Raw genomic sequence first — 13,795 nt, 5'->3', positions numbered from 1 at the left:
ACGCCCTTGATGCCGGCAATCGCGGCCGCAACGGTCTCGCGCCTGGCCTGGATCGCCGCCATCGCGCCCTTTTCGCTGGTCGCGGAGGCATCGGCCATGCAGCGACCACGAACTGCCGACAGCTTCATGAAATCGGTCGCCGACAGCGCACCGGCTGCGTGCAGCGCGGCGTACTCGCCATAGCTGTGGCCGGCTGCGGCGACGGCCTTCAGACCGAGGCGGTCAGCCAGACGGGTGTAGCCCAGCGACAGCGTGCCGATCGCGGGCTGCACGACACGGGTATTGGTCAGCGCCTTGCTCTGAGCGACCTCGGCTTCGGCATCGAAGGCGGCCGGCGGCATGATCGTCCGCGACAGCAGCGCCGGGAATTCGGCGCGCAGAGTCGCATCGGCGAACTCCAGCGCGCAGCGCAGCTCCTCGATGTACAGCGCCGTCTCGCGGCCCATGTTGACGGACTGCGAGCCCTGGCCCGGGAACAGGAAGCCGAGCGGTGGCGCCGTGGTCGGCACGCGCTTGCTGAAGCGCACGGACTGCGGCAGCGGCTTGCCGTTGCCGGCAAGGCTGGCGACGCTCGCTTCGAGCTCAGCGAGCAGGCCGGTGTAGTCCTTGGCGACCAGTGCCAGGCACAACGGCGAACCGGCACGCGCTTCGGCCTGCTTGGCCAGTGAGTAGGCGAGGTCGCGGAACTTGAGGTTGCTGCCAACACGCAGCGCCGCGACGAAGCGGCCGAGATCGCCGGCCAGCTGCGCTTCGTCCTTGGCGCGGAACACGAACAATTCCTGCGGCCAGCGTGCGGCACCGGCCGGCGAGGCGGACACGAAGTTGCCCGCGTATTCCTCGAGCACCGCATGGAAATTGGTGCCGCCGAAACCGAAGGCCGACACGCCGCCACGGCGCGGATGATCCGGATGGGCGATCCACGGCCGCGCGTCCTTGAGCAGATAAACCGGAGCGCTTGGATCGGCAATGATGTCGATCGGTTTGTCGACGCCGTAGTGCGCCGGCAGGGTGCGGTGATACAGCGACATCGCCACCTTGATCAGGCCGGAAACGCCGGCGCTGGCCTTGGTGTGGCCGAGCAGGGTCTTGACGGAACTGATCGCGACCGTCTTCGGTGCAGCCCCTTCGGAGGCCAACGATTCGGTGATCGTCCGCGCTTCAGCGCGATCGCCAACCGGTGTGCCGGTGCCATGCGCTTCGGCCATGCCGAGCGTTGCCGGCGAGAAGCCGGCGCGAGCGTAGGCACGCTTCAGCGCCAGCTTTTGACCTTCCGGACGCGGCGCGGTGAGACCGAGTGCGCGGCCATCGCTGGAACCGGCGACCGACTTGATCACGGCATAGATGCGATCGCCAGCCGCTTCGGCATCGGCGAGGCGCTTGAGCACGATGACGGCCAGGCCTTCGCTGATCGCAATACCATCGGCATTGGTGTCGAAGGTTTTCGGCTTGCCGGTAGGCGACAGCGCCTGGGTCTTCGAGAAGCACAGGAAGCCGAACGGGCTCTGCACCGTATCGATGCCGCCGGCGATGGCGACACTGGTGCGGCCGGCTTCAAGCTCGTTGACGGCGATCGAGATCGCCGCCAGCGACGACGCGCAGGCGGCGTCGATGGTGAAGTTCAGGCCGCCAAAATCCATGCGGTTGGTGACCCGGCCGGCGGCCACGTTCAGCAAGGTGCCGGCGAACGATTCCTCGGTCCATTCCGGCAGGCGTTCCCAGACCGTCTTGTCGTCGATGTCGACGAAGCGCGGCAGTTCGGCACGCACGGCGTACTGGGTGCCGAGATCGCCGAGGCCACCACCGGCACCGAGGATGACGCTGGTGTTCTCGCGATCGAAATCGCCATCGCTCATGCCGGCATCGGCGAGGGCGCGACGGGTGACTTCAAGCGTCAGCAATTGCATCGGGTCGATCGACTTCATCGACTTCGGCGGAATGCCGTAGGAAATCGGATCGAAGGCCACTTCGTCGAGGAAGCCGCCCCAGCGCGAATAGACCTTGTCGCGCGCCTTGCGGTCGGCGTCGAAGTACATCTTCCAGTCCCAGCGATCCTTCGGCACTTCGCCGATCACGCAGACCTGGTCGACGATGTTTTCCCAGTACTTCTCGGCGTTGGTCGCCTTCGGCAGCAAGGTGCCGACGCCGACGATGGCGATGTCGGAAGGCTTGGCTTCCTGCTTGCGCGTGGCCTTGCCGGCAACCACAGCCTGCAGCATCGCCATGCCGCCTTCAGTGACTTCGCGGTGCAGCGCGTCGAGGGTGACGACGCTGTCGCGCAGCGTGGCGACCTGGCCGATCATGAACATGCCGTCCTTGTACTGGTCGGCTTCGGACACGGCGACGATCTGGCCCGACGCGTCGCGATTCAGACCTTTCGAGGCCACGCGCATGCGACCCATGTTCATGTCTTCGAGGCGGTCGCGCAGTTCGTCGGCACCGACGCCTTCGCGCAGCAACTCCTTGCGCGCATCGCGGAATTCACGGAAGAACGGCGTGTCGACGCAGCGCGTCGAATGGCCGGGGCCGGTCTCGAAATTGACGGTCTTGTCGCAGCTGATCGCGGCGTCTCGGAAGCCCTTGACCACGGCACCGCTGTCGACGATTTCCTGGGTGAACAGATAGGCCGTGCCCATGATGCAGCCGACCTTCATGCCGCGCGCTGCGAGCGGAGCGGCCAGCGCTGCCAGCATCGCGCCCGACGCGGCGTTATGGATGCCGCCGGCAAACAGGATGTGATACCCAGCCTCGCTGCCCGGCTTCACGTCAGCGAGCAGCACTTCGATCATCTGTTCCCACAACGGGAAGCTGGCCAGCGGGCCGATGTGGCCACCGCATTCGCGACCTTCGAACACGAAGCGCTTGGCGCCCTGCTCGATGTACATCCGCAGCAGCGCAGGTGCCGGTGCGTGGATGTAGGTCGGGATGCCTTCTTTCTCGAAGTGCGCGGCCTGGTCGGGACGACCACCGGCGATCAGCGCGTAGGTCGGCTTGCACTGCCAGACGGCGGCGATCTGCTCTTCACGCAAGCTGTGCGGCACGAAGCCGAGCAGGCCCACGCCCCAGGGCAGCACGCTGCCATCGGCTTGGGTCATGCGGGCCTTGGTCTGCTGGAGCATCTCCAGCACCTGCGGGCCGCGGTACAGCGCCAGCGCCAGGAACGGCAAGGCGCCGTTCTTCGACACCTGATAGGCGAATTCGGGGGAATCCGAAACGCGGGTCATCGGACCCTGGGCGATCGGGAACGCGGTGCCGTGCGACTTGGCCAGGGCGCCGCCTGGTGCCATGAACCCGGTCGTGACGGCGGATTCGACATGCTTCAGGCTGGCCTTGCGCACCGCCTGGATGAAGCGGCCGACGTTGCGATACTGGCTGCGATAGGTCGCAGCGAGGCCGATGCCCTGGCCGATCGGCATGAACTGCTCGCCGCCGTTCCAGCCCAGGTTCTGGCTCAGCTTCACGCGCCAGTCGGTGAGCGACAGGTCGCCGGATTCGACGCGATTGTTGTCGTCCTCGGCCGCTTTCAGCGCTGGTGTTCCCGGGCGGCTGTAGACGCGGCAGGGGAGATCGACCAGTTCGCCGAACAACCGGGTCTCGGCGCCATTCAGGCGCACGAGTTCGTTCTGCAAGGTTTCCGGCAACGGTGATTCGGCGAGCAGCAGCAGCTGATCCTCGAAGATCACGCCAGCTGCGCCCATCGCGCGCAGGGCTGCGGCGCTGTGCACGCCGATGCCGCCCTGCATGTAGATCGGAAGTTGGCTGGCTTCGCCCGACTTGCCGAGCAGCTTCTGGGCAAGGATGTAGCTGGTATCGGCGCCGACCCAGCCGCCTGCTTCGTGACCTTTGGCAATCACGCCGTGATGGGCAAACGGGAACAGGCTGATATGGGCGATATCGATAATTTCGACGAGCACCCGATGCTGACCGCCCGGTGCAAGTGCGGCGGCAATCTGCGCCTGCTGTGCCGGCGTGCCGGTCAGGATCAGGCAAAGGGCGCGATCGCCAGCTTCGTCGACCAACTGTTGGGCAAGTGGCAGATGCGCAACGTCAATGCGCAGACCAATACGGCCATCGGTTGCCGACAGCAGACGGGAAAAAGCGCTTGCAGCGCGGAGATCGTCCCGGCTGAATTCAAGGTCGAGGACGCCGGTGCCGCCGGCTCGCGCCGTCGCGGCAGCAATTCCGGGATGAGCGGCGTCAGCCGGGGCAATGGCAAATACATCGAAACTGTCGTGAAGCACTGCCGCTCTCCCTGTTCATTAACGCGGCCACATGACCTTGAATCCCGCCCGACCCTCAACTTCTTGCGGCTCTTGCCGATACCCCATCCGAAGACGGTAGTGCCGTTCTGGCGCGCCGCTGCAAACTATCCCGAGTCAGCAAACGTGCACGCCAGCGGCCGCAGCACCCAGGTCGTTGTTGCAAGGTGCCTGTGTTGAATACTTCCCCGTCAGCGCGACGGCTCAAATCTGCCGTCGCTTGGTCCTCATGTTGCGATGAGCGGCTGACTAGCGCTTCTTGCCTTCGAGAAACGGAACTTCCAGCACTTTTTCGTGAACGATCGGGCCGTGGCCGAAATAGCCACCTTCGCCAAAACACTCGCCATGATCGGCCGTGATGACGAAATGCGTATTCAGCGGCGCTTTCGCGATCAGATCGTCAAGTACCTCATCAACATATTCCACGCACTTGATCTGCTGCTTGTGCAGATCACGCATCTGTTCTTCGTCGAAGAACTTGTCTTCAGTCTCCGCGCCGAGGTTGTCATCCATTCGTTTGAACACCCCGTGCACGCCGGAGATGTGCGGCATGTTCTTCGGGTCGAGCATGAACGGGTAATGCGTTTCGCCGAGATTCAGGAAGTAGAACTGCGGTTCGGACTTGTCGAACTCGATCTGCTTGACCATGCCGGCGAAGTCGTTGTGATTCGCCATCAGCTTGTAGTCGTCGAAATGCTTGTTCAGATGCGAAAACGGATTCAGCACCGGCAGCGAAACCTTGGCCGAAGTGCGGTAACCGTTCTGCTGCAGCACATGCGGCAGCGACAGCTGAGGAATGAAGCTCTTGAACGAAAGGTCCTTGACCGCAAGCCGGTCGACCCACAGCGAGAAATCCTTCTTGTAGACCTCGGACGCGAACACGCCCTGCGGGCTCGTGTGCGGAATCATGCCCATCAGGTAGGTGTAGTGCGAAGGGCTCGTCCATGACGCAAACGAATAACGCTTCGAACCGACCCCGATCCTGTCCATATTCGGACGTTTGGCTGCGAGATAGCTGTCATAACGGCAGCTGTCCATGACAATGAAAACGAGGTTATTGGCAGTCATCGCTGTACTTTAGCTGAATGATTCAGGAGAAGGGGAAGTTTACAGGCAGTTTTTTACAGTTATGTCACTGATTCGACTTACTCGGACAAGAACTAAATCCCGTTTAATCGAAATTGTGAAAATGTTTCCAGACAATGCCGAGATCTGAGCGGATCTACGAAACCTCAACAGCTTGTAACGATTGCCGAAGGTTGGCACACGATCCAGTGAATTTCATGGATGAAGTGTGATCGGGAAAAGTTGGACTGATGCTTAGCTTAAGCCGCTTAGCAATAAGCGCACCAGCAGCGGGAAGTTTCAAATACGGGGCTATCAAAGGCCATCGAAGTATTCCGCAACTGACGGTGGCGTCCTGAAATCAGGGCCTCAGCCCCATCAACAAGAAGGCCGCTCGCTGGCGGCCTTTAAAAATGGTGGAGGTGGCGGGAATCGAACCCGCGTCCAACAATCTTCCGTTCTTCGATCTACATGCTTAGCCAGTCTTTATTTTTCGTCGAACGCTGCCGGACCGGCACGGAACGCGTTCGCTTATTCACTTTAGGGTTTTAGCGTATTGGCCAGTGACCTGCCTTTATCGCGAGTTGATGAGAGTCGACGGCCGATTCGGAGGCATCAACACCTTCCGGTCGACCGCTCGCCGGGATTAAGCGGCGAGGGCGTAGTTAGCGTCGTTCGCAACTAGCTTGGTTGCTTTCAAGTTTTACGAGGAAGAAAGCACCTCGGCATGCACGTCGAATTTCCAACCGCTGTCGAAACCATGTCACCCCCAGCGACGAGCACAGTATCACAGTTATGAAGTTTTGAGCCTTCCGTGATCCGCAAGTGAAATCAGTCAGCTGTCAGCCATGTTGCTGATAAAAATCGGGAAAATGGCGAAAGCAAAGTAATCAGACCTGCAAGTCCATGCCAGAAAAGGATTTTCAGGAAATAGTTCCCATCGGATTGAGCAGTTACCGATGCCTTGAAACCTGTGCCAGGTTGATGTTCAAGCCAATGTGAATTTTAAATTGATCCGCCAGGCGGCGTTCTTCACATGAACAGGCAAAAAGCGGCAATTTTTCCCAAATAATTGCCCTGTTGTCGCGCATCCGCACAGGCAGTGAACGAGGCTGCACGAACATTGTGCGAGGCCTTGAACGGAGGCTGATCAGCTGTCGTGCCGCATGGTGCGGCCTTTCTCGCGCTGCCAGTCCCGATCCTTCTCGGTGGAGCGCTTGTCGTGCAGTTTCTTGCCCTTGGCCAAGCCGATGTTCAGCTTCGCGCGGCCGTGAGTCCAGTGCAGATCTAGCGGCACGATGGTGTAGCCGGAGCGCTCGACCTTGCCACGCAGCAGATCGATCTGGCGCCGCGACAGCAGCAGCTTGCGGGTGCGCGTGGCATCCGGCACCACATGTGTGGAGGCTGACAGCAGCGGATTGAAGTGGGCGCCGAGCAGCCAGGCTTCGCCGTTCTTCATGATCACGTAGGCTTCGGTGATCTGGGCCTTGCCGACTCTCAGGCTTTTGACTTCCCAGCCCAGCAGCACGATGCCGGCTTCAAAACGGTCCTCGATGAAGTACTCGAAGCGGGCACGCCGATTCTCGGCGATCTCGCGGTCCGCCGGTGCTTCCTTCTGCTTGCCGTTGCGCTTGGGCTGATTCATCGTCGGATTATAGAAGCCTGCGGGAGCGGCCCATCGGTGGAGGGCAGGTGAAGATCGAAGTGCTGAGTCACGAAGCGGGCGGTCTCCGGCGGCTCGCGCTTGAACTGCCGGAGCCGGCAACCGTCGGCAGTGCACTGGCGGCCGCTGGCCTGGGCCGTGATTGCGAGGCGAGGGTCGGGATGTTCGGTCGGTTGTGCAGCGCCGACGAGGCGATCAGCGAGGGCACCAGAGTCGAGGTCTACCGACCTTTGCTGGCTGATCCGAAACAGGTGCGACGTCAGCGAGCGCGGATAAGACGCCCTCAAGCCTGAACCGGACGCTTACTTGTCCTTGTCCTTGTCTTTTTGCGACTCGTCGGAAGGGTCCGCAGATTTCGGATCCAACGGCGCAGTGTCAATGATCTCTTCCTTCTGCTCGCGAGAAACTCCGTCGCTGTCAGCCGCTTTGCCGGCATTGGCGATCTGCACGCCTTCCATGCGGCTCAGCTTTTCAGACTCGAAGAACAGGCTGATCGTGCGGCTGGAGACGTTGCCGCGCGGGTCCTTGTAGTAACCGAAGTAATCCCAGCGGTCCGAACGGAACGGCGAGGAGGCGATCGGCGTGCCGAGCAGGAACTTCACCTGCTCTCGGGTTTGTCCGACCTTGAGCAGATCGAACTGCTTTTGCTCGATGACGTTGCCCTGACGTGTCGGCAGCTTGTAGACGATCGCACAGCCGGAAAGGCCGAATGCTAGGACGGAAAGCAGGATCAGACGCATGGGCAGGGTATTAAGGTTGTGACTCGAAAACGAGGTGCGATAATAGCGCAAGCTCCGTTTCGTCACTCCCGCCCGAAGGAAAACTCATGGAATCGCAGGATCTCCGCAATGCGGGATTGAAGGTGACGCTGCCGCGTCTGAAGATCATCGAGATGCTCGAGCACAGCCCGACGCGCCATCTGTCGGCTGAAGAAATCTATCGGCGCCTGATGGATGGCGGCGAAGACATCGGTCTGGCCACGGTGTATCGCGTGCTCACCCAGTTTGAAGCGGCCGGCCTGGTCACCCGCCACCATTTCGAAGGCGGCCATGCCGTATTCGAACTGGAGCGTGGCCACCATCACGATCACATCGTCTGCATCCACTGCGGACGGGTCGATGAGTTCGAGGACGAGATGATCGAAAGGCGCCAGCGCGAAATCGCGGAATCGCTGGGCTTCAAGCTCGTCGAGCACAACCTGATCATGTACGGCGAGTGTCAGAAGAAGGACTGCGTGCATCTGAAGCAGAATTCGAACCGTCGGCTCTGATCAGTCAGTGCCCACTTGGTCAGGCGTCAGTTGCCGCCTGACCAAGCAGTTCCTTCGCCAGGGTCACGGTGCTGCCGCTGCTGCCATCGCCGCCCAGCATCCGCGACAGTTCACTGATTCGCGCCGGCGCATCGAGCCTTTGCACGCGGGTGTAGGTATGACCATCCCGCACCGATTTGGCAATGCCGAAATGATCGAGACCGCGGGCCGCGACTTGGGCCAGATGGGTGACGCATAGCACCTGGCGCCGCGCGCCCAGCGCACGTAGCTGCTGGCCGACGACATCGGCCGTGACCCCGCCGATGCCGGCATCCACTTCATCGAAGATCTGCGTGGCTGCACCGGACTCGGACAACAGGCTGACCTGCAGCGCCAGACTGATTCGGGACAATTCACCACCGGATGCGACCTTGGCCAGGGGCCGCGGCGGCTGACCCGGGTTGGCCGAGAAGTCGAAGCGCACCAGATCGACGCCATGCGAGGTTGGCTTGTCGCGGCCGAGCGGTTCGATGGCAACCACGAACTCTGCGTTTGGCATGCCGAGTTCGCGCACTCTGGCGGTCACCGCTTTTGCCAGCGCGATCGCAGCTTTCCGGCGCGCCGCGGTCAGGATTGCCGCTGCCGCTGTGTAAGACGCCAGAGCAGTCTTGCGCTGCGCTTCAAGTCGGCCCAGCGCCGCGCCGGCATCTTCCAGCACCGCCAGTTCCGACTGCAGTTGCTCATGCCGGGCGAACAGCTCATCCGCCCGCACGCGATGTTTGCGGGCCAGGTCGTGAATGGCGGTCAGACGGTTTTCGACGACGGCGAGACGTTCCGGATCGAGATCGAGGCGCTCGATCAAGCGGCGCAAGGAATCCGCCGCTTCACGGACCTGCGCCTGTGCGCCGGCGGTCAGCGTTTCCGCTTCGGCAAAGCCTTCATGGAGCGGAACCAGGCCGTGCAGCGAGGACAGCGCGCGCGACAACTGGTCATAGACGCTGACCTCGTCGCCATAGAGCAATAGCTGGGCGCCATTGCCCTCGTCGAGCAGCCGTCCGGCATTGGCCAGGCGGCGATGTTCGGCATCGAGTTCGGGCAACTCGTCGGCACTCAAGCTCAGGGCATCCAGTTCCTGAAGCTGGAAGCGCAGGTATTCGACTTGCGCCGGGTCACGGCTCTGAGCGCTGCGCAATTGTTCGATATCGCGCTCGATGCGCTGCAGGGCTTGCGCGGCTGCGGCGACTGCAGCGAGCGGCCCGGCATGGCGGCCGGCGTCGTCGAGCGCCTGACGCTGCGCTTCGCTGAGCAGCAAGCTGCGGCTGTCGCCCTGGCCGAAGATCTCGACCAGCCGCTCGCCCAGCTCGCGCAACTCGGAGGCGCTGACCGGGCTGCCGTTGACGAACGCCCGCGTGCGGCCTTCGGCATGGACGATGCGGCGGATCGTGCAGTCGTCGCTGCCAGCTTCAAGCAGTTCGCGTTCGGCGAGCCAGGCGGCGGCATCGGCGCAGTCGTTGACCGAGAACTCGGCCGACACTTCAGCCCGTTCGCTGCCGGCACGGACCAGGGTCGCATCGGCACGCAGGCCGATGACCAGACCCAGGGCGTCGATCAGGATCGACTTGCCGGCGCCGGTTTCGCCGGTCAGCACGGTGAAGCCGGACGACCAGTCGAGACTCAGCTCGTCGATGATCGCGAGATTGCGGATATGCAGGCTGCGCAGCATGGTTACTTTATGGCTGCTTTTTGGGGGGATTGCCGACCGGCGTGCGGCCCCAGTCGAGCTTGTCGCGCAGCAGCGCGAAATAGCTGTAGCTGGGCGGATGGATCAGCATCAGATCGGTCGGCGAGCGGCGAATCTCGACAGCGTCGCTGGGATTCAGCGACGTGCCGATCTGGCCATCGCAGGTCATCGTTGCGCCGGTTTCGCTGGCGCCGAGCACGATGCGCACGGTCCGCGAGGCCGGCACGACGATCGGGCGATCGGTCAGCGTATGCGGGCAGATCGGCACCAGTGCCAGTGCGGCGAGCGCCGGATGGACCACCGGGCCGCCGCCGGACAGCGCATAGGCCGTCGAGCCGGTCGCGGTCGACACGATGAAGCCATCGGCACGGTGCTGGCTGATGAATTCCCAGCCGCTGCCGTCGCCGACATCGCTGGCCAGATAGGTCGCGAATTCGACCATGCGAATCGCCGCCTGATTGCGCACCACGACATCGTTGACCGCGAGCCAGGGCAGGCTCAGACCGCCGTCGGCGCGGCGCACGCGGGCTTCGAGGATCAGCCGGGATGCTCGGATGTACTCGCCGCGGAACAACGCTTCCAGCGTCGTCGCCATGTCTTCGGGCCGCACGTCGACGAGAAAGCCGAGGCGGCCCTGGTTGACGCCGAGGATGGGCACACCGGAACTGGCGAGGCTGCGGCCGGCGTCGAGCAAGGTGCCATCGCCGCCGATCACGACGACCAGCTGACAGCGCTTCGCAAGAATTTCGCGGCTGGCCGCCTCGATGCCGCTGTTGGCCGGCAGCAGCCGCGCGGTCTCGGTTTCGACCAGTACTTCACGCCCATGCTGGCGCAACAGGGCGCAAAGCTGGCGCAGAGTGCCGGTAACGCGCTCGTCCCTGCGTTTGCCGATCACGCCGACAGTCTGGAAAAGGCTCTGGGACACGAAGGGCGCGTGAGGGACGGGCAGGCCGCAGATAAGGGCGAAGTGGGCGCAAATTATCATGAAACCGGCGCATCAAATTTCGCTGCGAAGTTCAGGCGGATAGCCCCCTGTCGCGGGCAATGCGTGCAATTCTTGACAAGGTTTTTTTCCCGTTGCTAGCGTTCCTCGAATTCCGAGCTGCCATGTCCGACAAACTTGACCCACGCGCCGCCGCGCTGCTGAAGCTGCTGATCGAACGCCACGTGCACGACGGGCAGCCGGTCGGTTCGCGAACCTTGGCCCGCGCGTTCCAGGTCGAGCTCAGTCCGGCGACCATCCGCAACGTGATGGCCGATCTCGAAGACCTCGGCTTCGTCGCTTCGCCGCATACCTCCGCCGGCCGCGTGCCGACCCAGGCCGGCTACCGCTATTTCGTCGATTCGCTGCTGGCGCCGGAGCCGCTGGGCGCCGCCGAGCAGGCGCGCATCGCCAATGAACTGTTGCCCGGCAACAAGTCCTCGGCCGACATGCTGCACACGGTCTCCGGCCTGTTGTCGCGGCTGTCTTCGATGGCTGGTGTGGTCACCGTGCCGCGCCGCAATGTCACCGTGCTGCGGCGGATCGAGTTCCTGAACCTGTCCGGCGGCCGGGTACTGGCGATCCTGGTCGTCAACCAGCGCGAAGTGCAGAACCGGGTGCTCGACATGGGCCGCGACTACACGTCGCAGGAACTGGAGCGCTACGCCAACATCATCAACGAGACTTTCGCCGGCCGCGATCTGCTGAGCCTGCGCCGCAGCCTCGCCGAAGAACTGAGCGAGGCGCAGACCCGGGTCAACCAGATGCTCGGCGAAGCGGCGAAGCTGGCCGATGCGGCGCTGCGCAACCCCGAAGCGGACGATTACGTGATCGCCGGCGGCACCAATCTGCTGGGCTTCCAGGAGCTGGCCGATGTCGGTCGCCTGCGCCGGCTGTTCGACGTGCTCGACCAGAAGCGCGAACTGCTGGAACTGTTCGATCAGTGCCTGGGTGCCTCCGGTGTGCAGATCTTCATCGGCGACGAATCCGGCTACCAGGTGCTCGATGGCTGCAGTCTGGTCACCGCGCCATACACCATCGATGGCCAGGTGGCCGGTGTGCTCGGCGTCATCGGTCCGACCCGGATGGCCTATCAGCGGATCATTCCGCTGGTCAGCGAAGCGGCGCGTCTGCTCGGCACCGGGCTTGGTTCAGGGCTGGGCTCGGGGCTTGAAAGCCGCTGAAGCATCCCAAACTGGCTGATCAGGTGGGGCGCGGGGGCGCTCTGCTTCATTCCCCAGTATCTGAACCCGAGTAGAAAAAGCATGACGGATCAACCCGATATGACGTCGGCTGCGGCCGACGACCACAACGACGGCCCCGTGTCGATCGAAGAGTACGAGGCACTGAACGCCAAGCTGACCGAGGCCGAAACGGCTGCGTCAACGGCTCGCGATGGCCATCTGCGTGCGCTTGCCGAACTCGACAACGTGCGCAAGCGCGCCGAGCGCGAGATCGACAGCGCTCGCAAGTACGGCAGCGAGCGGGTGCTCGGTGATCTGTTGGCGATCAGCGATAGCCTGGAACTGGGCCTGAAGGCCGCTGCTGCGCCGGAAGCCACGGTACAGTCGATACGCGAAGGCATGGCGCTGACCCAGAAACAGTTGGCGATGTTCTTCGAGAAGTTCGGCGTCGTCGCTGTCGACCCGGCCGGTCAGGTCTTCGACCCGACCTATCACGAAGCGGTATCGGCAATCCCGAGCAGCGATGTCGCGCCGAACCACGTCCTCAGCGTCATGCAGAAGGGTTACCGCCTGCACGAGCGTCTGCTGCGGCCGGCGATGGTCATCGTCGCCAAGGCGCCACCGACCTCGTAACGCGGCTGCCGACCGGATTCCGGCGCCAGCGCTTGAATCTGCAGCTTCCGGCAACAAATAGTTTTCATCCCCAATACACGTAACTCTCACAAACTCTGGAGTAGCAGACACATGGCCAAGATCATCGGCATCGACCTCGGCACCACCAATTCCTGCGTCGCGATCATGGAAGGCGGTACGGCCAAGGTCATCGAGAACGCGTAAGGCGAGCGCACCACGCCGTCGTTCGTCGCCTACCAGGAAGACGGCCAGACCACGTTCGGCCGCCCGGCGAAGCGCCAGGCCGTCACCAATCCGCACAACACGCTGTACGCCGTGAAGCGCCTGATCGGCCGCCGTTTCGACGACGCCGTGGTGCAGAAGGACATCGCGATGGTGCCGTACAAGATCGTCAAGGCTGCCAATGGCGATGCCTGGGTCGAAGCGCGCGGCAAGCCGATGGCTGCCCAGCAGATCTCCGCCGAAGTGCTGATCAAGATGAAGAAGACGGCCGAAGACTATCTCGGCGAGAAGGTCACCGAAGCGGTCATCACCGTGCCGGCCTACTTCAACGACGCCCAGCGCCAGGCGACCAAGGACGCCGGCAAGATCGCCGGTCTCGACGTCAAGCGCATCATCAATGAGCCAACCGCGGCCGCGCTGGCCTTCGGCATGGACAAGGTCAAGGGCGACCGCAAGATCGCCGTCTATGACCTCGGCGGCGGCACCTTCGATATCTCGATCATCGAGATCGCCGAAGTCGATGGCGAGCATCAGTTCGAAGTGCTGTCGACCAATGGCGACACCTTCCTCGGTGGCGAAGATTTCGACATGCGCGTCATCGACTACATCGTCGAAGAGTTCAAGAAGGAATCGGGCATCAACCTGAAGAACGATCCGCTTGCGCTGCAGCGCCTGAAGGAAGCCGGCGAGAAGGCCAAGATCGAACTGTCGTCGACGACCCAGACCGACATCAACCTGCCGTACATCACGGCGGATGCGACGGGCCCGAAGCATCTGAACATCAAGATGACCCGCGCCAA

The 13,795-nt window shown here is 62.7% G+C and carries 11 protein-coding genes, 1 other RNA gene and 1 pseudogene; 6 read left to right on the top strand and 7 right to left on the bottom strand.

Annotated features, from left to right (window positions below):
* On the bottom strand, positions 1–3,911 hold a 3,911-nt coding region (locus Q0D45_RS13570; protein ID WP_293393711.1), incomplete at its 3' end, for a beta-ketoacyl synthase N-terminal-like domain-containing protein.
* Here Q0D45_RS13570 and Q0D45_RS13565 point away from each other — a divergent pair.
* Positions 3,882–4,436 (top strand): hypothetical protein, encoded by a 555-nt coding sequence (locus tag Q0D45_RS13565; protein ID WP_293393709.1) that lies wholly within the window; start codon positions 3,882–3,884, stop codon positions 4,434–4,436. The two genes, Q0D45_RS13570 and Q0D45_RS13565, sit on opposite strands and share 30 nt — an antisense overlap.
* A 69-nt stretch (positions 4,437–4,505) precedes the next feature.
* Here Q0D45_RS13565 and Q0D45_RS13560 read toward each other — a convergent pair whose 3' ends face one another.
* From Q0D45_RS13560 to smpB, 3 genes are all read right to left on the bottom strand, one after another.
* A complete protein-coding gene (locus tag Q0D45_RS13560) occupies positions 4,506–5,324 on the bottom strand; it encodes a sulfatase-like hydrolase/transferase (RefSeq protein ID WP_273453859.1) in 819 nt (272 codons plus the stop codon).
* Positions 5,325–5,735: 411 nt separating this feature from the next.
* Positions 5,736–6,092, bottom strand: a transfer-messenger RNA (tmRNA) gene (gene ssrA, locus Q0D45_RS13555).
* Positions 6,093–6,471: 379 nt separating this feature from the next.
* Positions 6,472–6,966 (bottom strand): SsrA-binding protein SmpB, encoded by a 495-nt coding sequence (smpB, locus tag Q0D45_RS13550; RefSeq protein WP_293393706.1) that lies wholly within the window; start codon positions 6,964–6,966, stop codon positions 6,472–6,474.
* Positions 6,967–7,013: 47 nt separating this feature from the next.
* Here smpB and Q0D45_RS13545 point away from each other — a divergent pair, with 47 nt between their 5' ends.
* Positions 7,014–7,277 (top strand): RnfH family protein, encoded by a 264-nt coding sequence (locus Q0D45_RS13545; protein ID WP_293393704.1) that lies wholly within the window; start codon positions 7,014–7,016, stop codon positions 7,275–7,277.
* A 9-nt stretch (positions 7,278–7,286) separates the two neighbouring features.
* On the opposite strand, the gene Q0D45_RS13540 is transcribed toward Q0D45_RS13545, so the two are convergent.
* Positions 7,287–7,724, bottom strand: a complete 438-nt coding sequence (locus tag Q0D45_RS13540; RefSeq protein WP_293393702.1) for an outer membrane protein assembly factor BamE — start codon at positions 7,722–7,724, stop codon at positions 7,287–7,289.
* An 86-nt stretch (positions 7,725–7,810) separates the two neighbouring features.
* Here Q0D45_RS13540 and fur point away from each other — a divergent pair, with 86 nt between their 5' ends.
* The gene (fur, locus tag Q0D45_RS13535) at positions 7,811–8,254 is read left to right on the top strand and encodes a ferric iron uptake transcriptional regulator (RefSeq protein WP_022975558.1); all 444 of its coding nucleotides are present in this window, start codon (positions 7,811–7,813) and stop codon (positions 8,252–8,254) included.
* A gap of 19 nt (positions 8,255–8,273) precedes the next feature.
* On the opposite strand, the gene recN is transcribed toward fur, so the two are convergent.
* A complete protein-coding gene (recN, locus tag Q0D45_RS13530; protein WP_293393699.1) occupies positions 8,274–9,956 on the bottom strand; it encodes a DNA repair protein RecN in 1,683 nt (560 codons plus the stop codon).
* 7 nt (positions 9,957–9,963) lie between these two features.
* Complete coding sequence (locus tag Q0D45_RS13525) at positions 9,964–10,899, bottom strand: NAD(+)/NADH kinase (protein ID WP_293393697.1); 936 nt, start codon at positions 10,897–10,899, stop codon at positions 9,964–9,966.
* 182 nt (positions 10,900–11,081) lie between these two features.
* On the opposite strand from Q0D45_RS13525, the gene hrcA reads away from it, so the two are divergent.
* From hrcA to Q0D45_RS13510, 3 genes and pseudogenes are all read left to right on the top strand, one after another.
* A complete protein-coding gene (gene hrcA / locus Q0D45_RS13520) occupies positions 11,082–12,140 on the top strand; it encodes a heat-inducible transcriptional repressor HrcA (RefSeq protein ID WP_293393695.1) in 1,059 nt (352 codons plus the stop codon).
* 81 nt (positions 12,141–12,221) lie between these two features.
* Entirely contained in the window at positions 12,222–12,773 is a 552-nt protein-coding gene (grpE, locus tag Q0D45_RS13515; RefSeq protein ID WP_293393693.1) for a nucleotide exchange factor GrpE, read from the top strand.
* Positions 12,774–12,884: 111 nt separating this feature from the next.
* A pseudogene (locus Q0D45_RS13510) lies at positions 12,885–13,795 on the top strand (Hsp70 family protein); the annotation flags it as partial.

Origin of the sequence: Nevskia sp., from assembly GCF_023266035.1 — a bacterium.
GTDB lineage: Bacteria > Pseudomonadota > Gammaproteobacteria > Nevskiales > Nevskiaceae > Nevskia.
The sequence above is the reverse complement of the archived record's forward strand: the minus strand, read 5'-3'. Positions and strand labels throughout refer to the sequence as shown.

What these genes read in the sequence shown, in the direction of transcription:
- Q0D45_RS13565 (WP_293393709.1), top strand. Translation starts at nt 3,882, where the DNA reads ATGGGCGATATCGATAATTTCGACGAGCACCCGATGCTGACCGCCCGG.
- Q0D45_RS13560 (WP_273453859.1), bottom strand. Translation starts at nt 5,324, where the DNA reads ATGACTGCCAATAACCTCGTTTTCATTGTCATGGACAGCTGCCGTTAT.
- smpB (WP_293393706.1), bottom strand. Translation starts at nt 6,966, where the DNA reads ATGAATCAGCCCAAGCGCAACGGCAAGCAGAAGGAAGCACCGGCGGAC.
- Q0D45_RS13540 (WP_293393702.1), bottom strand. Translation starts at nt 7,724, where the DNA reads ATGCGTCTGATCCTGCTTTCCGTCCTAGCATTCGGCCTTTCCGGCTGT.
- fur (WP_022975558.1), top strand. Translation starts at nt 7,811, where the DNA reads ATGGAATCGCAGGATCTCCGCAATGCGGGATTGAAGGTGACGCTGCCG.
- recN (WP_293393699.1), bottom strand. Translation starts at nt 9,956, where the DNA reads ATGCTGCGCAGCCTGCATATCCGCAATCTCGCGATCATCGACGAGCTG.
- hrcA (WP_293393695.1), top strand. Translation starts at nt 11,082, where the DNA reads ATGTCCGACAAACTTGACCCACGCGCCGCCGCGCTGCTGAAGCTGCTG.
- grpE (WP_293393693.1), top strand. Translation starts at nt 12,222, where the DNA reads ATGACGGATCAACCCGATATGACGTCGGCTGCGGCCGACGACCACAAC.